The organism is Georgenia soli, from assembly GCF_002563695.1.
Lineage (GTDB): Bacteria > Actinomycetota > Actinomycetes > Actinomycetales > Actinomycetaceae > Georgenia > Georgenia soli.
In genome coordinates this window covers 1,735,872-1,753,745 of record NZ_PDJI01000004.1, presented here as the reverse complement: position 1 = coordinate 1,753,745, position 17,874 = coordinate 1,735,872, and the positions used below count along the sequence as shown (strand labels likewise).

General features: G+C 71.5%; 20 protein-coding genes and 3 tRNA genes. 18 read left to right on the top strand and 5 right to left on the bottom strand.

The features are described from left to right. Window positions 1-62 precede the first annotated feature (62 nt). The gene (locus ATJ97_RS09205; protein WP_098483496.1) at window positions 63-1,379 is read right to left on the bottom strand and encodes a sugar ABC transporter substrate-binding protein; all 1,317 of its coding nucleotides are present in this window, start codon (window positions 1,377-1,379) and stop codon (window positions 63-65) included. Between the two features lie 448 nt (window positions 1,380-1,827). Between ATJ97_RS09205 and ATJ97_RS09200 the strand changes: the two genes are divergently transcribed. From ATJ97_RS09200 to ATJ97_RS09190, 3 genes are all read left to right on the top strand, one after another. Further along, complete coding sequence (locus ATJ97_RS09200) at window positions 1,828-3,210, top strand: ABC transporter substrate-binding protein (protein WP_098485343.1); 1,383 nt, start codon at window positions 1,828-1,830, stop codon at window positions 3,208-3,210. Between the two features lie 99 nt (window positions 3,211-3,309). Then, complete coding sequence (locus tag ATJ97_RS09195) at window positions 3,310-4,263, top strand: carbohydrate ABC transporter permease (protein ID WP_098485342.1); 954 nt, start codon at window positions 3,310-3,312, stop codon at window positions 4,261-4,263. Continuing rightward, complete coding sequence (locus ATJ97_RS09190; RefSeq protein ID WP_098483495.1) at window positions 4,260-5,222, top strand: carbohydrate ABC transporter permease; 963 nt, start codon at window positions 4,260-4,262, stop codon at window positions 5,220-5,222. The genes ATJ97_RS09195 and ATJ97_RS09190 overlap by 4 nt, the downstream gene beginning before the upstream one ends. A gap of 258 nt (window positions 5,223-5,480) precedes the next feature. Here ATJ97_RS09190 and ATJ97_RS09185 read toward each other — a convergent pair whose 3' ends face one another. Further along, window positions 5,481-6,449 (bottom strand): NAD(P)H-quinone oxidoreductase, encoded by a 969-nt coding sequence (locus tag ATJ97_RS09185; protein WP_098483494.1) that lies wholly within the window; start codon window positions 6,447-6,449, stop codon window positions 5,481-5,483. A gap of 121 nt (window positions 6,450-6,570) precedes the next feature. Here ATJ97_RS09185 and ATJ97_RS09180 point away from each other — a divergent pair. Together ATJ97_RS09180 and ATJ97_RS09175 are read left to right on the top strand one after the other, a co-directional pair. After that, window positions 6,571-6,655 (top strand) — tRNA-Ser (locus tag ATJ97_RS09180). 67 nt (window positions 6,656-6,722) lie between these two features. Continuing rightward, window positions 6,723-6,811: transfer RNA gene (locus ATJ97_RS09175), tRNA-Ser, on the top strand. 69 nt (window positions 6,812-6,880) lie between these two features. Here ATJ97_RS09175 and ATJ97_RS09170 read toward each other — a convergent pair. After that, window positions 6,881-7,261, bottom strand: coding sequence for a VOC family protein (locus ATJ97_RS09170; protein ID WP_098483493.1), 381 nt, complete (start codon window positions 7,259-7,261; stop codon window positions 6,881-6,883). Window positions 7,262-7,505: 244 nt separating this feature from the next. Here ATJ97_RS09170 and ATJ97_RS09165 point away from each other — a divergent pair, with 244 nt between their 5' ends. From ATJ97_RS09165 to ATJ97_RS09110, 12 genes are all read left to right on the top strand, one after another. Next, a complete protein-coding gene (locus ATJ97_RS09165; RefSeq protein ID WP_098483492.1) occupies window positions 7,506-8,684 on the top strand; it encodes a hypothetical protein in 1,179 nt (392 codons plus the stop codon). Window positions 8,685-8,726: 42 nt separating this feature from the next. Continuing rightward, entirely contained in the window at window positions 8,727-9,914 is a 1,188-nt protein-coding gene (locus ATJ97_RS09160) for an SRPBCC family protein (RefSeq protein ID WP_098483491.1), read from the top strand. Between the two features lie 8 nt (window positions 9,915-9,922). Beyond that, window positions 9,923-10,324 (top strand): gas vesicle protein GvpJ, encoded by a 402-nt coding sequence (gvpJ, locus tag ATJ97_RS20760; protein ID WP_098483490.1) that lies wholly within the window; start codon window positions 9,923-9,925, stop codon window positions 10,322-10,324. Next, entirely contained in the window at window positions 10,321-11,079 is a 759-nt protein-coding gene (locus ATJ97_RS09150; RefSeq protein WP_098483489.1) for a GvpL/GvpF family gas vesicle protein, read from the top strand. The genes gvpJ and ATJ97_RS09150 overlap by 4 nt, the downstream gene beginning before the upstream one ends. 2 nt (window positions 11,080-11,081) lie before the next feature. Next, entirely contained in the window at window positions 11,082-11,330 is a 249-nt protein-coding gene (locus tag ATJ97_RS09145) for a gas vesicle protein GvpG (protein WP_098483488.1), read from the top strand. After that, entirely contained in the window at window positions 11,327-12,187 is an 861-nt protein-coding gene (gene gvpO, locus ATJ97_RS09140) for a gas vesicle protein GvpO (RefSeq protein ID WP_098483487.1), read from the top strand. The genes ATJ97_RS09145 and gvpO overlap by 4 nt, the downstream gene beginning before the upstream one ends. A gap of 40 nt (window positions 12,188-12,227) precedes the next feature. Beyond that, the gene (locus ATJ97_RS20755) at window positions 12,228-12,803 is read left to right on the top strand and encodes a gas vesicle protein (RefSeq protein WP_098483486.1); all 576 of its coding nucleotides are present in this window, start codon (window positions 12,228-12,230) and stop codon (window positions 12,801-12,803) included. Beyond that, a complete protein-coding gene (locus tag ATJ97_RS09130) occupies window positions 12,796-13,749 on the top strand; it encodes a gas vesicle protein (RefSeq protein WP_211287125.1) in 954 nt (317 codons plus the stop codon). The genes ATJ97_RS20755 and ATJ97_RS09130 overlap by 8 nt, the downstream gene beginning before the upstream one ends. Continuing rightward, window positions 13,746-14,069 carry a gas vesicle protein K gene (locus tag ATJ97_RS09125; protein ID WP_098483485.1) on the top strand — a complete coding sequence of 108 codons (324 nt, stop codon included), beginning with the start codon at window positions 13,746-13,748 and terminating at the stop codon, window positions 14,067-14,069. Before ATJ97_RS09130 ends, ATJ97_RS09125 begins: the two co-directional genes overlap by 4 nt. Then, the gene (locus ATJ97_RS09120; protein ID WP_170037330.1) at window positions 14,066-14,848 is read left to right on the top strand and encodes a GvpL/GvpF family gas vesicle protein; all 783 of its coding nucleotides are present in this window, start codon (window positions 14,066-14,068) and stop codon (window positions 14,846-14,848) included. Before ATJ97_RS09125 ends, ATJ97_RS09120 begins: the two co-directional genes overlap by 4 nt. A 95-nt stretch (window positions 14,849-14,943) precedes the next feature. Beyond that, window positions 14,944-15,016, top strand: a tRNA-Arg gene (locus ATJ97_RS09115). 154 nt (window positions 15,017-15,170) lie between these two features. Beyond that, window positions 15,171-15,398, top strand: a complete 228-nt coding sequence (locus tag ATJ97_RS09110) for a hypothetical protein (RefSeq protein WP_098483483.1) — start codon at window positions 15,171-15,173, stop codon at window positions 15,396-15,398. Between the two features lie 54 nt (window positions 15,399-15,452). Here ATJ97_RS09110 and ATJ97_RS09105 read toward each other — a convergent pair whose 3' ends face one another. Both ATJ97_RS09105 and ATJ97_RS09100 read right to left on the bottom strand, forming a co-directional pair. Continuing rightward, entirely contained in the window at window positions 15,453-16,091 is a 639-nt protein-coding gene (locus tag ATJ97_RS09105) for a hypothetical protein (RefSeq protein ID WP_098483482.1), read from the bottom strand. A gap of 183 nt (window positions 16,092-16,274) precedes the next feature. Beyond that, complete coding sequence (locus tag ATJ97_RS09100) at window positions 16,275-16,604, bottom strand: hypothetical protein (protein WP_170037327.1); 330 nt, start codon at window positions 16,602-16,604, stop codon at window positions 16,275-16,277. 207 nt (window positions 16,605-16,811) lie between these two features. Here ATJ97_RS09100 and ATJ97_RS09095 point away from each other — a divergent pair, with 207 nt between their 5' ends. Next, window positions 16,812-17,810, top strand: coding sequence for a zinc-dependent alcohol dehydrogenase family protein (locus tag ATJ97_RS09095; RefSeq protein WP_098483481.1), 999 nt, complete (start codon window positions 16,812-16,814; stop codon window positions 17,808-17,810). The last annotated feature ends 64 nt before the right edge of the window (window positions 17,811-17,874 follow it).

Genomic DNA, 17,874 nt, shown 5'->3' with positions numbered 1-17,874 from the left:
TCCCCTCGAGAGCGGTGCCCGGGGCGCGCCGGCGGCGCGCCCCGGGCTCGTGGGCGGTGCCGTCAGCTCTGGCCGTAACCGTCGTTGTCCTGGAAGTCGAGGTCGATCGTCCGCGCGGCCTGGTCGAGGAGCTTCTGCGCGTCCCCGCCCTCGTACGCGCCGAAGAACGCCTCGGAGAACTGCTGGCTGATCACCGGGTAGGCCGGGGTGATCGGTCGCGGCGTGGCCACGCAGTCGGTGGTCGGCGCGGCGTCACCGCAGGTGCGTGCGAGCGACTCGGCGAAGATCGCCAGCGGGCCGTCGGCGCCGTACAGGCTCGAGGACTCGGTGACCGTCCTGGTGGCCGGCGGGGCGGCGTTGGCGTCCGTCATGGCCGCGACGGCGTCGTCCGAGGTGAGGAAGTCGAGGAAGCGGCCGGCGAGCTCGGGGTTGTCGCTCTCAGGGCTGACTCCCCAGGCCCAGGAGCCCTGCCCGCTCTTGGGGCCGGACCCGAAGTCGGGGAGCGGCAGCACGACGAGGTCCTCGCCCAGGGCCTCGGAGTAGGGGTTGTAGACCCAGTGGCCCACCCAGCTCAGGGCGACCCGGCCGTCGACGAACGCGGCGTCGTCGGTGTTCGGGTCGGTGTACTCGCGCCAGCCGGCGAAGCGCTCGACCGCCTCGACCACGGCCGGGCTGTTGAGGTGCCCGTCGGCCGCGCCGTCGACGACGATCTGCTCGCCCGCGGACCACGCGACGGGAAGGAAGCCGTAGGTGGGCCACTCCGCGCCGTAGTTCTCCTTGATGTCGAGGACCTTGCCGTCGTCGTCCGTCGCCGCGAGCTTCTCGAGCGCGGCCTCGAACTCCTCGGCCGTCCAGGCGTCGTCGAGGCTCGTCGGGTACTCCACCCCGGCGGCGTCGAGCAGGGCCTTGTTGCCGTAGACGCCGAGGGAGGCGTCGAACTGGGAGACGCCGTAGAGCTCGCCGTCGGCCGGGTTGGTGTTCTGGGCGAGGACCGACTCGGTCTGGTTGTCGACGGTCTCGCCGGTGACGAGGTCGCCGAGCGGCGCCAGCTTCCCGGCGTAGACGAGGGAGGCCATCATCGGCCCGTCGAACTCGAGGACGTCCGGGAGGTCCTTCGGCGAGGTGGTCGTCACCGTCGAGGTGTAGTCGGCCTCGGGGACGAACTGCAGGGTCGCCGTCCCCTCGCCCTGGGCGTTGAAGTCGTCGATGGCCTGCTGCAGCGCCTTGACCTCGGACTCCTGGCCCTGGTGGGCCCAGACGGTGATCTCGTCGGCGGCCGCGGTGCCGCCGTCGCCGCCGCCACCTCCCTCGGCGTCGCTGCACGCCGCGAGGACGAGCAGGGGGACGGCCAGGGTCGCTGCGGCGAGTCGGGTACGCATAAGGTCCTCCACGTTGAGTTGCCGAATCGATTCGGCACGACTCTTGCAGTGGTGTCCGGCGAATGTCAACGGGGCGGTCCGGTAACGCCGGGAATCGGTGTCCGGATCGCCCCTGGCCGACGGGTACGAGAGCTCCCGCGCCGCCGGCGTCCGGGCCTTTCGTCCCGCCCGAGGCGCCCGAGGCGCCCGAGGCGGCCGATCCAGCTACCCCGAGGGGCCAGTTCGGCAAGTCGCCGGGCGGGCTCGAGCGGTGAGCGGCCGGGCGGCGATCCAGGGCCGTTCGTCCTGTGCCGGGTGCGGCGGACCGGGCCGTCACGGAGTGTTGCCGGATCGTTACCCGTGCGTCACCCCGTTGTGTTGCACATCACGGCCCCGAACGGCTTTGGTTGGGGCGTGGGCGCACTGCTGCGCCCATGACGCTGACGTGACGAGGAGTACCGCAGTGAAGATGATCAACCGACGTCGTACGACGGCGAGCCTGGCGGGTGCCGCTGCGCTCGCCCTGACCCTGGCCGCCTGCGGCGGCGCCGACGACCTCGGCGGTGGTGGCGGTGGCGGGGGCGGCGGGGCCACCGCCGGCGGCGGCGAGACCGACTGCTCCGCCTACGAGGAGTACGGCAGCTTCGAGGGGGAGAAGGTCACCCTCTTCTCCTCGATCCGCGAGGTCGAGGCCGACCAGCTCCAGGACACCTTCACCGACTTCACCGAGTGCACCGGGATCACGGTCGAGCACAACGGCTCCGGCGAGTTCGAGCAGCAGGTCGTCGTGCAGGCCGAGGGCGGCAACGCCCCCGACCTCGCGATCTTCCCGCAGCCCGGCCTGCTGCAGCGCATGGTCAAGGAGGGCCACGTCGTCGCGGCGCCGGACGCGGTGGAGAAGAAGGTCGACGAGGGCTGGTCCGAGGACTGGAAGAACTACGGGACCGTCGACGGCGAGTTCTACGCGGCCCCGCTGATGGCGTCCGTGAAGTCCTTCGTCTGGTACTCCCCGACCGCGTTCGAGGAGAACGGCTACGAGGTCCCGAAGACCTGGGACGAGCTGATGACCCTCACCCAGAAGATCGCCGACGAGAAGGGGTCCGACACCACCAAGCCGTGGTGCGCGGGCATCGAGTCCGGCGGGGCCACCGGCTGGCCGGCCACCGACTTCATCGAGGACATGGTCCTGCGCTCGGCGGGCGGTGACGTCTACGACCAGTGGATCAACCACGAGATCCCGTTCAACGACCCGCAGATCGTCGAGGCGGTCGACATGGCCGGGGCGATCCTCAAGAACCCCGACTACACCAACGGCGGGCTCGGCGACCCGCGCACCATCGCGACGACGTCGTTCAACGACGGCGGCCTGCCGATCCTGGACGGCGAGTGCTTCATGTACCGCATGGCGTCCTTCTACGAGGCGCAGTGGCCCGAGGGCACCGACGTAGGCCCCGACGGCGAGGTCTTCGCGTTCTACCTCCCGGGCATGACCGAGGACGAGTCGCCGCTGCTCACCGCGGGCGAGTTCGTCGGCGCCTTCAACGACCGTGAGGCCACGGCGGCCGTCCAGGCCTACATGGCGTCCGGCGACTGGGCTAACACCCGCGTGGAGATCGGCGGCGTGACCTCGGCCAACAAGGCCGTCGACCCCGAGCTCGCGTCCTCCGACGTGCTGCGGCTGGCGATCGAGCTGCTGCAGGACGAGAGCGCCGTCGCCCGCTTCGACGGGTCCGACCTCATGCCGTCCGAGGTCGGCGCCGGGTCCTTCTGGACCGGGATGGTCGACTGGGTCAACGGGTCCGAGACCAAGCCGGTCCTCGACCAGATCGAGGCCTCCTGGCCGGCCAGCTGACCTGACTGATCGACGGGGGCACGGCGCGAGCCGTGCCCCCGTCTCGGTATCGAAGGAGGTACCGGGGTGGACTTCTTCCTCTACTCCAAGTTCGGCCAGATGATCCTGGCCGTCATCGTCTTCGCCGCGGTCGTCGCGCTCCTCCTCGGCCTCGCCCAGCTGGCCGACAGGTACAGCGGCCGCAGCCGGACGTTCTGGATGGTGCTGCTCTTCGGTGGCCCCGCCGCGTTCCTGCTCGGCCTCGGGCTCATCTACCCGGCTATCCGCACGACGGTCATGTCGTTCATGGACCGCAACAGCCAGGAGTGGATCGGGTGGGCGAACTACGAGTGGGTGTTCACGAACCCCGACTCGCTGCAGTCGTTCATCAACACGTTCTGGTGGGTGGTCCTCGTCCCGACCGTCTCGACGACCGTCGGCCTGCTGTACGCGATCCTCGTGGACAAGTCCAGGTTCGAGAAGGTCGCGAAGTCGCTGCTCTTCGTCCCCATGGCGATCTCGTTCGTCGGCGCCGGCATCATCTGGAAGTTCGTCTACGAGTACCGCGGGGCCGCGCAGGAGCAGATCGGCCTGCTCAACGCCATCATCACCGGGATCGGCCTCGAGCCGGTGCGGTTCCTGCAGGACGCGCCCTGGAACACGTTCTTCCTCATCGTCGTGATGATCTGGATCCAGGCCGGGTTCGCCATGGTCCTGCTCTCCGCAGCGATCAAGGCGATCCCGGACGACATCGTCGAGGCGGCCCGGCTCGACGGCGTGAACGCCTGGCAGATGTTCCGCAACATCACCGTGCCGAGCATCCGGCCCACCCTGGTGGTCGTCGTCACGACGATCACCATCGCCACCCTGAAGATCTTCGACATCCCGCGCGCCATGACGGGCGCGAGGTTCGACACCCAGGTGCTGGCGAACATGATGTACGACCAGTCGTTCACCTTCGGCAACAACGGCACCGGGTCCGCGCTGGCCGTGATGATCTTCCTGCTCGTCATCCCGATCGTCGTCTTCAACGTCCGGCAGATGATCAAGAACCGGGAGGTGCGCGGAGCATGAGCGGAACCACGCCGGCCAACCCGGCCGTCGCCGTCGAGAGCCCCGTCCGGACCCTGCCCGACCCGATGGGCACGCCGGCGCCGCGCGTCGGCGCCTCCACCCGGGCCAAGCGCATGCTCACGTCCCGGGCCGGCTCAGCCGTCGCCGTCGTCATCGCCGTCCTGTGGACCGTGCCGATCGTCGGGCTGCTCGTCAGCTCCGTGCGCCCGGAGGCGGAGATCCGCACCTCGGGGTGGTGGACGTTCTTCTCCAACCCCGCGTTCACGCTGGCGAACTACCAGGAGGTGCTGTTCGGGCGGGCGTCGTCGGGGCAGCTGTCGAACTTCTTCGTCAACTCCCTCGTCATCACGGTGCCCGCGACGATCATCCCGCTCGTCGCCGCGACGATGGCCGCCTACTGCTTCTCGGTGCTGCAGTGGCGCGGCCGGGACACCGTCTTCGTCATCGTCTTCGCCCTGCAGATCGTCCCGCTGCAGATGGCGCTCATCCCGCTGCTGCGGATCTTCGCCGGCACGGAGGTCATCCAGAACTTCCCGTACCTGGCGGTATGGGTGGCGCACGCGTGCTTCGCCATGCCGCTCGCGACCTTCCTGCTGCACAACTTCATGGCGGAGATCCCCCGGGAGCTCATCGAGGCGGCCCGGGTCGACGGCGCCGGGCACGTGACCGTCTTCCTCCGGGTGATGCTGCCGCTGCAGATCCCGGCGATCGCCTCGTTCGCGATCTTCCAGTTCCTGTGGGTGTGGAACGACCTCCTCGTGGGCCTGACCTTCACCGGCGGGAACAACGCGGTGCAGCCGCTCACGGCGCGGCTGTCGGAGATGGCCGGCTCGCGCGGGCAGGACTGGCACCTGCTCACCTCGGGTGCGTTCGTCTCGATCATCGTGCCGCTGATCGTGTTCTTCGCCCTGCAGAAGTACTTCGTGCGCGGCCTGCTCGCGGGGTCCGTCAAGGGCTGAGTCGCTCCAGGCACGTGGCAGGGGCCCGTCCGACCATCACGGTCGGGCGGGCCCCTGTTGGCTGACCGCACGCGAGAAGCGCTGTCGTTCACCGCCCGCGAGAACGCCCGTCCCGTCCGCACGCGAGAACGCCCGTCCCGTCCGCACGCGAGAACGCCCTAATGTCCCGTCCGCGCCCGCATACCAACCTTTAGGGCGTTGTCGGCAGCCGGCGTCCGCAGCTGGCGTCGGCCGTCGGCCGTCGGCAGTCGTTGCGAGTCAGGGGACCAGCAGCACCTTGCCGAAGACGTTGCCGGAGTCGAGGAGCTCGTGGGCGCGAGCCGCCTCGGCGAGCGGAAGCCGGTCTGCGACGACGGGACGGAGCCGACCGTCGTCGAGCATCGGCCAGACGCGCTCACGGACGTCGGCGACGATCGCGGCCTTCTCCTCGAGCGGGCGGGCCCGGAGGGTGGTGGCGTGCAGGCTGGCGCGCCTGGTCATCAGCCGGCCGAGGTCGATCTCGCCCTTGCGGCCCTTCTGGGTGCCGATCACCACGAGGCGGCCGCCGGTGGCGAGCGACCGCACGTTCTGATCGAGCCCGCCGGCTCCGAGGACGTCGAGGATCACGTCGGCACCGCGCCCGTCCGTCGCCTCCTGCACCGCCGCCGCGACGTCCTCGCTGCGGTGGTCGATGGCGACGTCGGCGCCGAGCTCGCGGCACCGCGCCGTCCGCTCCGGCCCGCCCGCCGTCGTGAGGACCCGGGCCCCGACGGCGGAGGCGAGCTGGATCGCCACGGACCCCACCCCGCCGCTCCCGCCGTGGATCAGCACCGTCTCGCCTGCCCGCAGCCCGGCCACACCGACCAGGTTCGACCACGCCGTGCACGCGGCCTCGGGCAGGGCGGCGGCGTCGACCAGGTCCAGGCCTGCCGGCACGGGCAGCAGCTGGCCCGCGGGGACGGCCACCAGCTCGGCGTAGCCACCGCCGGCGAGCAGGGCGCAGGCCTGCTCGCCGAGCTTCCAGCCAGTCACGCCCTCGCCGACGGCGGCGACCGTGCCGGAGACCTCGAGGCCGAGGATGTCGCTGGCACCGGGCGGGGGCGGATAGTGCCCGGCCCGCTGAAGGATGTCCGCGCGGTTCAGGCCAGCGGCGGCCACCTTCAGGAGGACCTCGCCGGGGCCGGGCCGGGGATCGGTGACGTCGGTGAGCTCGAGGGCGGAGTCGTCGGTCACGGTGATGGCGCGCATGCGGCCATCGTGCCCAGCCGCCGACGGGTGCGGCGAATCGGACGGCGCGGCGGGTGCGCCGTCGGGCCGTTGCCCCGGCTCGCCTACACTTGGGGCCGCCGCCGGCTCAGCGCTGCGGCAGGGAGGGCTGACAGAGCGGCCGAATGTGACGGTCTTGAAAACCGTTGTGGGGCAACCCACCAAGGGTTCGAATCCCTTGCCCTCCGCGCTCGGCCCTCGGGGCCCGTCGTTTTTGCCCAGGGCTCCGCGGCAGGTAGCCTGTCCGATGGACTTGGAGACGTCGCATAGTCAGGTCTAGTGCGCGGCCCTGCTAAGGCCGTGACGGGGCAACCCGTCCGTGGGTTCAAATCCCACCGTCTCCGCTCTTGTGACGTTCCCGGACGTCACGGAAAGCCCGGACCCTCGGCACGAGGTTCCGGGCTTTCTTGTCCTCACATCATCGCGGTGCCGAGGCTGAGGATGTTGCCGTCGGGGTCGTTGAACCAGACGGCCCGGCCTTCGTCGAAGGTGGCCACGTCACCGTCCCACTGGACCCCTTCCATCTCGAAGGTCTGGAACTCGACACCCTTGTCGCGGAGGTTCTGGACCTCCGTGTCGAAGTCGCCGTCCGGTGCCTCGAACGCCATGGCGGTGGCCTTGTTGCTGCCGGCGTAGGAGGACTCGTAGACGAGGAACTGGCCGGACCCGGCGGTGTAGACGATGCCGCCGGTCTCCTCCCTCCCTTCGAAGCCGAGCGTCTCCTCGTAGAAGGACCGGGCCGCGGCGAGGTCCTTCACAGCGAGGGTGGGCACCGGGCTGTAGGTGGAGAGCATGACGACCTCCCGTGCGGGTCGGCCGACCGTCGACCGACCGGCGCACCTGACGCTAGAACCGGCTCACGGGGTAGTCAACGGGTCCCGGTTCGCGCTGATCGGCGGGTCACTGGAGAGTCGTCCGCACGCGGATTTCCGGACGATCGGGCGCTCGTTTTCATAGCAGGCGGGGCGGTGGGGTCTGTGTCATCGTGTTGGTCCGGACCACGTGCCGCTGGTCACACGACCCGAACGAGGAGTCGCCATGGATGACAAGCTCAAGTTCGCCGGGCTCTTGCTCGGTGGATATCTGCTCGGCCGTACGAAGAAGATGAAGACGGCGCTGATGCTCGCGACCACGCTGGGCGCGAAGCAGCTGCAGAGCAACCCGGAGATGCTCGCCAAGGCCGGCAGTTCGCTGCTGTCATCGCCGGAGGTCAAGAAGCTCACCGAGGAGCTGACCGGGCGGCTGGCTGAGGCGAGCAAGGCTGCCGCCATGGCGGCCGCGACCCGGGGCGTGGAGTCGGTCACCGCGAACCTGCAGGAGCGCACCGAGAAGCTGGCCAGCCACGCCACCGAGCAGGTGCAGAAGGCCGCGGACGAGGCCACCGGTCAGGTCAAGAAGGCTACCGAGGATCTGCAGAAGAGCACCGACGAGGTGCAGAAGACCGCAGGCAAGGTGACGAAGGCAGCCGGCAAGCTCAGGCCGACCAAGCTCGCGGGTCGGGGCGAGGAGGAGCCCGCCGAGGACGAGGGTGCCGAGGAGGAGCCGCAGGCGGAGGCCGAGGAGCCGACCGAGGAGGAAGGCACCGAGGAGCCGGAGGCTGAGGGTGAGGAGCCGGCCGAGGACGGTGGCGAGGAGGAGCCGCAGGCGGAGGCCGAGGAGCCGACCGAGGAGGAAGGCACCGAGGAACAGGAGGCTGAGGGCGAGGAGCCGGCCGAGGACGAGGGCGCTGAGGAGGAGCCTGAGGCTGAGGCTGAGGAGCCTGCCGGGGACGAGGGCGAGGAGCCGGCCGAGGACGAGGCGGCTGAGGAGGAGCCCGAGGCTGAGGCTGAGGAGCCTGCCGGGGACGAGGGCGAGGAGCCGGCCGGGGACGAGGCGGCTGAGGAGGAGCCTGAGGCCGAGGCTGAGGAGCCTGCCGGGGACGAGGCCGCAGAGGAGGAGCCCGAGGCAGAGGCTGAGGAGCCTGCCGGGGATGAGGGCGGCGAGGAGCCTGAGGCGGAGGAGCCCGCCGAGGAGCCACAGCCCCGTGCAGGTCGAGGCCAGGCGACGGGTCAGTCGCAGCGCCGCCCGCAGCAGTCCGGTCAGCGCAGCGCGTCACAGGGAACGAAGCAGAAGGCAGATGCCAAGCAGTCAGGCGGCACGCAGCGGAAGGCGTCGACCGGAACGGCGCGGAAGAGGCCGGCGAAGAAGCCGCTCCCGCCGACCCGCCCCCAGCCCTAGTCAACCGACCCGCCGCGAAGATCACGGTGAAGGAGCAGCCCCATGAACGATGAGACATCCCGCGACTCAGGAGCGGGTACGGCCACGTCAAGCCTGCCGCTCGCCGCCTTGAAGCAGTCGGCAGGTGGCTACGCACGGGCGCTCGGCGGACGTGCCGTCGACAAGCTGACCGGCAGGGTCAGCGGCCTGTCCGACCGCCTCACCGCGTACGCGAGCGGGGAGAGCCACGATGACGACGACGGTGACGACGACAGGCCCAGCGCCAAGGCCGCGGCCGCGTCCAAGGCCGCCGAGAAGCTCGCTGAGGGGAAGTCGCCGCTGACGGCCGGGCTCTCGGCCGCGGCCTCGGGCGTCACGGAGAAGGTCAAGGGCATCTTCGGCGGCGGAGGCGGTGGGGGCCGCGGCGGCAAGAAGAAGTTCAAGTTCAACAACATCGTCGAGAGCATCGACGTCGGGGCGCCGGTCAGCGTCGTCTACAACGCCTGGACCGAGTACGACAACTGGCCCAACTTCATGAAGAAGGTCGAGAAGGCCGAGCTCGACGACGAACAGGGCAAGGTGGCGTTCAAGGGCCAGGTGTTCTGGTCCCACCGCGAGTGGAACACCACCATCAAGGAGCAGGTGCCCGACAAGCGGATCGTCTGGGACTCCAGCGGCCCGAAGGGTCACCTTAGCGGCGCGGTCACGTTCCACCCGCTGGGTGACGAGCTCACCCGCCTCGTCATCATCGTCGAGTACTACCCCCAGGGCTTCTTCGAGAAGACGGCCAACATCTGGCGGGCGGTCAACCGGCGCCTGCGGCTCGAGCTGAAGTTCTTCGTCCGCCATGTCATGACTGACACGATCCTTCACCCCGACGACGTCGAGGGCTATCGCGCGGAGATCCACGACAAGGAGATCGCGCGCACCCACGACGAGGTGATGGAGGAGGAGCAGGCCGCAAGGGAGGCCGAGGAGTCGGAGCAGTCCGAGGAGCCCGCCGGCGAGAGCTACGAGGAGGAGCCCGAGGGCGAGGCGGCCGAGGAGTACACGGACGAGGAGGAGTACGAGCCCGCCGAGGGCGAGGGCTCCGAGGACGAGTACGAGGAGGCTCCCGAGGAAGGTGCCGAGGGCGAGTACGAGGAGGGGGACGAGTACGCCGAGGAGGCTCCCGAGGAGGGCACGGAGGACGAGTACGAGGAGGCGCCCGAGGAGGGTGCTGAGGACGAGTACGCCGAGGAAACTAGGTAGGAGGCACCATGAGTGCGGTTACCACGAGGTCCCGGGGCGGGTACGTCGACCGTCCTTCGTCCGCGTCGCTCGCGGACGTCGTCAACATCATTCTCGACAAGGGCTTGGTCATCGACGCCTTTGTACGGGTGTCACTCGTCGGGATCGAGCTGATCACGATCGACGCCCGTATCGTCATCGCGAGCGTCGACACCTATCTCCGGTTCGCCGAGGCGACCGGGCGGCTCAACCTCGCGGAGACAGGGGGACGCGATCTGCCCGAGCTCATGGAGGGACTGACGGAGAGCGGGGCCCGCGGTAAGACCAAGGGAGTGCTGTCGAGCGCCAAGGAAGCCCTGACCGGGGGCGACGACGACAAGGGCTCCGGCGAGGAGCGACGGCGCCGCGCCCCCGCGAAGGAGTCCTCGTGACGGCACCCGCACCGGAGGAGGTCGACACGCTGCTGTACGTCTACGGGCTCGTGCTCGCCGACAGCGACGTCCCCGAGGACCTCGAGGGCGTCGCCGGCGAGCGCGTGCAGGTGGTCGGGCTCGGTGACGTCGCCGCCCTGGTCTCCGAGCTGCCGGGAGGAGAGCTCGTGGGCCTGCCCGCCGAGGTACGTGCTCACGCGAACGTCCTCGACACCGTCGCCTCGACCGTCGCCGTGCTGCCGATGAGGTTCGGTACCGCGGTGCCGGACGTCGACGCCATCGAGGACGCCGTGCCCGCCGAACGGCTGGACGGCTACGCCGAGCACCTCCGCCGTCTGGCCGACGCGGTGCAGTTCACCGTCCGTGCCCAGTACGTCGAGCAGGCCGTGCTCGCCGAGCTGGTGAACGAGGAGCCGGAGATCCGCCAGCTGCGCGAGGCGACCCGTGACCAGCCGGAGGACGCGACGTACTACGCCCGCATCCGGCTCGGCGAGCTGGTGGTGAAGGGCTTCGACCGCAAGCGTGAGGCGGACGCCGCCCGGCTCGTCGAGGAGATCACCCCGTTCGCCCTCGAGCTCCGCCAGCGGGAGACCGGCCAGGTCGAGGACGTCCTCGAGGCGGCCGCCCTCGTCGGCCGCGCACAGCAGAAGGCGTTCGAGGACGCGCTCGAGGCGCTGGCGGAACGGACCGCGGACCGGATCGTCTTCCGTCTGGTCGGGCCCCAGGCCCCGTACGACTACGTGCCTGAGGAGTGAGCGTGGGGCTCCTCAGCGGTCTGTTCACGCTTCCCCTCGCGCCCGTGCGCGGGACGATCTGGGTCGCCGAGCAGGTGCTCAACGAGGCGGAGCGCGAGTACTACGACGTCGGGAAGATCCGGCGGCAGCTGGATGACGTCGGACAGGCACGCGAGAGGGGCGAGATCAGTGACGACGAGGCGGACGCACTCGAGGAGTCGTTGGTCGCACGGCTGATCGAGGCGAACCGCCGGCAGAGAGAGGGACGATGAGCGAGTCCGACACCGAGACGTCGACCAGGGAGGCCCCGCGCCGACAGGCGGGGGAGGGGGCCGCGCGGACGCAGAAGCAGCCCCGGAAGCAGTCGGACGCGCCGCGGCGCAGCTCCGGGAGCCCGGCGAAGCAGGAGTCGTCGGGCGACCAGAGCGCGGACTCCCGTCCGGCGCGGTCCGCGCAGGAGTCCGACACCGAGACACGTGGCAACGACGACGGTGGGAAAGCCCGTGCGTCGTCGGGCGGGAGCGAGAACCGTCGGGACGAGACCGAGCGTCCGCGCCGGCGCCCCCAGGGAGACGACGGCGAAGGTGGCGGCGAGCAGGAGCGCACGCGTCGACGGCCCGAGGGAGACGACGGTGACGGCGGCGGCGACCAGGAGCGCACGCGTCGACGGCCCGAGGGAGACGACGGCGAAGGTGGCGGCGAGCAGGAGCGCCCGCGCCGCCGCCCTGAGTCGGACGACGGCGGAGCGGACGAGGAGCGTCCGCGTCGTCGAGCCCAGGGGCACGACCAGGATGACCGGGACGCTGACGACCGCCCGCGCCGTCGGCGCGACGATGACGAGGACGAGGACGGCGACGGCCGGCGAGGTCGCCCGCGCCTCGGGGCAGGCCGTGCCGCACGGCTCGCCGTCCACCAGCTCGCCGAGCTGACCAGCCGCACCATCGAGGGCGTGGTCGGCGTGCGTCGCGACGGCGAGAGCTGGATCGTGCTCATCGAGGTGGTCGAGGACCCGCGCGTCCCGAGCACCGCAGACATCATGGCGGAGTACGAGGTCGAGCTCGACGGCGACGGCGAGCTCATGGGCTACCGTCGGCGTGCGCGGTACGCGCGCGGTCACACCGAGGAGTGATGGGCTTCTTGCGGCTTGACCCGGAGGAAGGGGGCCGGGCATGAGCGTGGTCGCAGGGCGGAGCGGTGGCCTCGAGCCGCAGCGCGACAGGGACGGGTCGCTCGTGCACGTCATCGAGACGCTGCTCGACAAGGGGCTCGTGCTCAACGCGGACATCATGGTGTCCGTGGCCGGGGTGGAGCTCCTGGGCATCCGCATCCGTGCCGCTCTGGCCTCCTTCGAGACGGCCGCGAAGTACGGGCTCGAGTTCCCCGCCGGGACCAACACCGAGACGCTGGCGTGGCGCCGGGCGATCGAGCAGAAGGACACGTGCCCCAGCTGCGGCAAGACGTCGCCGACCGCGCAGCTGCTGGAGGAGTTCTGCCCGTGGTGCGGGTGGCGCAGCGCCCAGGCGCAGCGTGCCGCCGAGCGGACGGAGGTCGAGGGGACAGGCCGCGGCGAGGTCGAGGGGTCGGACCGCAGCGACGACGAGCCGGATCAGGACGAGACGGCGGATCGCGACGACGAGCCGGATCAGGACGAGACGGCGGATCGCGACGACGAGCGCGATCAGGACGACACGGCGGACCAGGACGAGGCGGCCGACCGCGCAGAGGTGCCGGACCGCGATGGCTGAGCCCGCCGCCCAGGCGGTCGCCCCGCGGGCGATGGAGCCCACGCGCGACCTGGGTGCCACGCTGCCCGACCTGCTGGAGGTGCTGCTCAACAAGGGCGTCTACCTCGACCTCGACCTCATCATCACCGTGGCCGACATCCCGCTCATCGGGGTGAACCTGCGGGCCACGATCGCCGGCATCGAGACGATGCTCGAGTACGGGATGATGCGATCCTGGGACGAGCAGACCCGCGAGTGGGTCAGGCGCTCCGTCTCGCGTCACCTCCCGCTCGCCGAGGACGAGGAGATCGTCATGCGGATGGCCGGCGGGCACCGTGACGACGAGCGGCACGGCACCTGGCGCCCGGGCACGGTGTACCTGACGTCGCGCCGGCTGATCGTGTGGCGGGCGGACCCCAAGGAGGTGCTGTGGCAGGCGCGCCTGGAGGACGTCACAGGCGTCGACCTCCGCACGGAGCGCAGCATCGGCGGCGAGGACCGCGTCCGGCTCGCCGTCACGACCACCGACGGCACGGCCACCCTGTCCGCCGCTGCACCGGAGCGCCTCCACGGCATGCTCCGCGAGCAGGGGATCGGTCCGGCCGCGCCGGCGCGGAACCCGCGGCCGGAGTCGGCCGCGCACGAGGGCAGCCTCTGGTACCAGGAGCAGCTCGCGAGCGGGCCGGTGTGGCGCGGCGGGACCGCCGTCGTCGACCGTGCCGGGGGAGTGACCTGGAAGGGGGCCCTCGACCAGCGGCCGGCCGTGCGGCTGCGGGCGGAGCAGCTGCTGTCCGTCGACGTCGAGAGCGGCCGGACCCCGGCGGGCTCCGCCGTCGTCGTCGTCCGCACGCCCACGGGCGGCGTGCGGTTCGCCGCCCAGGACCCCGGGCCCTGGGTGCGAGCGCTCCGGCGCGCCTCGCGAGCGGCGCGTCCGGAGCTGTCCGCGGGGGCAGGAGGGAAGCCATGACGCTGAAGATCGACGAGAAGAGCCTGAAGAACGGGGTGCTCACGCTCGTGATCACGCTGGTGGAGGTGATCGAGGAGGCCCTGGAGAGCCAGGCGATCCGCAGGATCGAGGGCGGCGAGCTGACCGAGGAGGAGCAGGAGCGACTCGGCCAGGCGCTCCTCGACCTCGACGACGCACTCGAGCAGATCAAGCAGGACCACGGGCTGACCACCTCGGTCGCGGACCTGCGGCGCGGTCTCGACGACGTCGTCGACGAGGTCGTCGACAAGCTCATCAACCCGGCGAGGTGGGTCGAGGAGGCCCGGAAGGAGGGCGCGTGACCACGGGCCTGTACGTCTACGCGGTGGTGGCCGGTGAGCCTGCCGATCTCGGCACGGGCATCGACGGCGCCGCCCTGGAGGTGGTGACCGGGCCCGACGACGTGGCCGCCGTCGTCCACCGGCACGCGGCCGGCCCGTACGAGGGGGCCGACGACGACGTCAGGCGGTGGGTCGTCGAGCACAGCGACGTCGTGGAGCGGGTGTGGGAGCGCACGGGGACGGTGCTGCCCATGAGCTTCAACGTCATCGTCGCCGAGGGCGAGGAGACCCCGGCCCGCGCGCGGCTCCAGGAGTGGCTCGGCGCAGGTGCGCAGCAGCTGCGGGAGCGGCTCGACGCCCTGAAGGACCGGGTGGAGCTGCGGGTCGAGATCGGGCTGGACCAGCACCAGGTGGGCGGGCGGAACCCGGACGTGGTGGCCATGCAGGCCGAGCTCGAGACCCGTCCGCAGGGGGTCCGCCGTCTGATGCGCAAGCGCCTGGACCAGCTCGAGCGAGAGGTCACCGACGCGCTCGCGGACGAGAGGTACCAGCAGTACCGGCGCCGGCTCGCCGCGGTGTCCGAGGAGCTGAGCGAGAACCGCAGCGCCCGCCCCGGCGAGGGGGTCGTCTCCGTGCTCACCGTCTCGCTGCTCGTGCCCCGGGACGCGGTTCCCGGGGTGGGGCGCGAGCTCGCTGCCATCCAGGACGAGGAGCCGGCCGCCGTGATCCGCTACCTCGGCCCGTGGCCGCCGTACTCCTTCGCCGACGTCCCCGGGCTGACGGCCCCGACGATGGCGTGAGCACACCTCGCCGACGACGTGACCACCCTCACCCACCCCGCGGTTTGGTCCGGGTCCGCAGGCACGATAGAGTCTTCTTCGGCCCAAGCGGCCACGCGCCCGTAGCTCAATGGATAGAGCATCTGACTACGGATCAGAAGGTTGGGGGTTCGAGTCCCTCCGGGCGCACAGCAGGGAAAGCGGCGCGATCCTCAGGATCGCGCCGCTTCTGTCTTTCCAACCTTGTGCTGCTCGCGGTCTTCCCAGCGGTCGCCGGTGGTGCCGTCACGACCTAGCCTGGTGGCTCCCTGCAGTACCCACCCACCGTGCGAGGGAGCGAACGATGGCGGACCAGGAGACCCAGAGGTACGACGCCCGCAAGGAGCTGCTCCGTGCCCTGCTCGACAAGGTGCAGGCCGACCAGTACCCCTCCGCGACCATGCTCGACACCATCGAGTCGCTGCTCGAGCCGCGAGAGGTGCCCTGGTACGCGGAGGAGCTGCTCTCGCGCATCCGCGAGGACCAGTTCCCGAGCATCGACATGATCCGCCGGGTCGAGAACCTCATCTGACGCCCGCCCGAGACCCCGCCCGTGCCGTCGCACCGGCGGGGTCTCGTGTGCGGCTCAGACGCCGGGCTGGTGCGGTCGCCGCGGACCGATCGCGCGCCAGATGAGGTAGCCGCCCACCCCCATGAGCACCACGAAGTTCGCCATGGTGATCGCGTCGTCGGCGCCCAGCGCGGTCAGGATGCCGATGACGGCGAGCCCGGCCGCCACGATCCCCGGCCACCTCATCCGGGCGCCGGGCAGCACGGTCAGCAGCGCGAACGTCACGGCGAGCCCGAAGAACAGCATCGAGCCCATGGTGTTGTCGCCCGCCGAGCCGTCCACCATGCCCATGACGGACAGCGTCACGAGCGCGCCGCCCGGGATGACCGCCCACCAGCTCTCGTGCGAGCGGGCGTACACGGCCCAGAAGCCCAGACCGCCGAGACCGAGCAGGAGCGCCCCGCCGCGGTCGTCACCGGCGCCGGCGATCTGCTCCCAGACCATCACGCCGGTGAGGCCGAACAGCCAGCCCGCCGGGATGGCTGCCCACCACTGCTCGCGCTGGGTGAGGAAGACGTACAGGAACGCCGCCCCGGCCACGCCGAACGCCACCGCCCACACCGCCCAGGCGCCCGGCAGGACGTCCAGGTAGTCGAGCATGAGCAGCAGGCCCCCGAGGAGCAGCAGCACCCCCCAGAGGACGTTCGAGGGCATCCGCCGTCGGGCGGTCCCGGACCCTCGCTCCGTTTCTTGCAGCCCCATCGCCACCACTTCCTCTCGACCGGCCCGGGCGTCCCGGGCTCGCCTGCGAGGGCTGCTTCCATCGTCGGGGCGCGCGCGGCGGCGCGACAGGGGCCAACGTCCCGTACCCGCCCGGGCCGAACGTCCCGGCCAGCCCTAGCGCCGCCGGTTCGCCGCGCCGGCGGCCGGGCCGGCGGAGAAGAACATCGACAGCCCGACGCAGTAGCCGAAGTCGTACCAGTTGCCGTTGTTGGCGACCTCGTAGATGGACACGTCGTCGTTGAACAAGGAGACGATGAACGTGACCGGCAGGATCAGCCCGTGCCACAGACCCAGCCAGAAGCCCGCGCCGGCCGGTCCGGCGTCGGGGTTGGGGCCGGCCGCGCAGCCGGTGACCAGGAGGGCGGCGACGGCGAGGAGGCCGACGGCGGACACCCACCGCCGTCGCGTGCGTCGGGGGGCGGTGCCGGCGACCCGGGGACCCATTGCGCTCCTTCCGTGCGGCGCGGCAGCGCTGCCGGTCGAGGCCCCCGGGGAACGTGTCGAGCATACGGCGGGGCGGCCACGCCGACGTGCCGGACGGGCGCCTCGCGTCCTGCACACCCGCCCCGCGCCGAGGGCCGCACGCGTTGCCGCGCGCGAACTCCTGGTGGCCCGCGCCGGGCGGTGCGACGCTGGGGGCGGGAGGTAGCCATGCGGGCGTGGGTGGTAGAACGTCCGGGGCCGGTCGCGGGCGGGCCGCTGCGGTGGACCGAGATCCCGGAGCCAGTGCCCGGGCCCGGGGAGGTACGGCTGACGGTCGAGGCGTGCGGCGTCTGCCGCACCGACCTCCACCTCGCCGAGGGCGACCTCGCGCCCCGGCGCCCGCGCACGGTGCCCGGCCACGAGGTGGTCGGCCGGGTGGACGCCGTCGGGCCGGGGTGCGAGCGGCTCTCCGTGGGGGACCGGGTGGGCGTGGCGTGGCTGCGCGGCACCTGTGGCGCCTGCCGCTGGTGCCGGACGGGGCGGGAGAACCTCTGCCCGCGGGCCCGGTTCACCGGCTGGGACGCCGACGGCGGGTTCGCCGGCGCCACGCTCGTCGACGAGCGCTTCGCCTACCGCCTCCCCGAGACGCTGCCTGCGACCGCTGCCGCACCGCTGCTGTGCTCCGGCATCGTCGGGTACCGCGCGCTCCGGCGGGCGACGCTGCCGCCCGGCGGTCGCCTGGGCATCTACGGGTTCGGGGCCTCCGCCCACCTCGTGGCCCAGGTCGCGGTCCGGCAGGGGGCCACCGTCCACGTGCTCACCCGGTCCGAACGCGCCCGGGAGCTCGCGCTCGCCCTCGGGGCCGCCTCCGCCGGACCGGCCGACGCCGTGCCGCCCGAGCCGCTCGACGCCGCGATCCTCTTCGCCCCGGTCGGGCACCTCGTCCCCACCGCGCTGCGCGCCCTCGACCGCGGCGGCGTGCTCGTCATCGCCGGCATCCACCTCAGCGACGTGCCGCCGCTGGTGTACGAGCGGGAGCTCTTCTACGAGAAGGAGGTCCGCAGCGTCACGGCGAACACGCGGGCGGACGGCGAGGAGTTCCTGCGGATCGCCGCCCGGATGGACCTGCGCCCCACCGTCCTGGCCCGGCCGCTGGCCGAGGCGGCCGCCACGCTCGCCGACCTGGCGGCGGACGCCTACGAGGGCGCGGCGGTGCTCGTGCCGTGACCGGGTGAGCGGGTGTTCACCCGACGGCGGGCCCTTGGCCCCTGGTGCGCCGGCGGTCGACCGC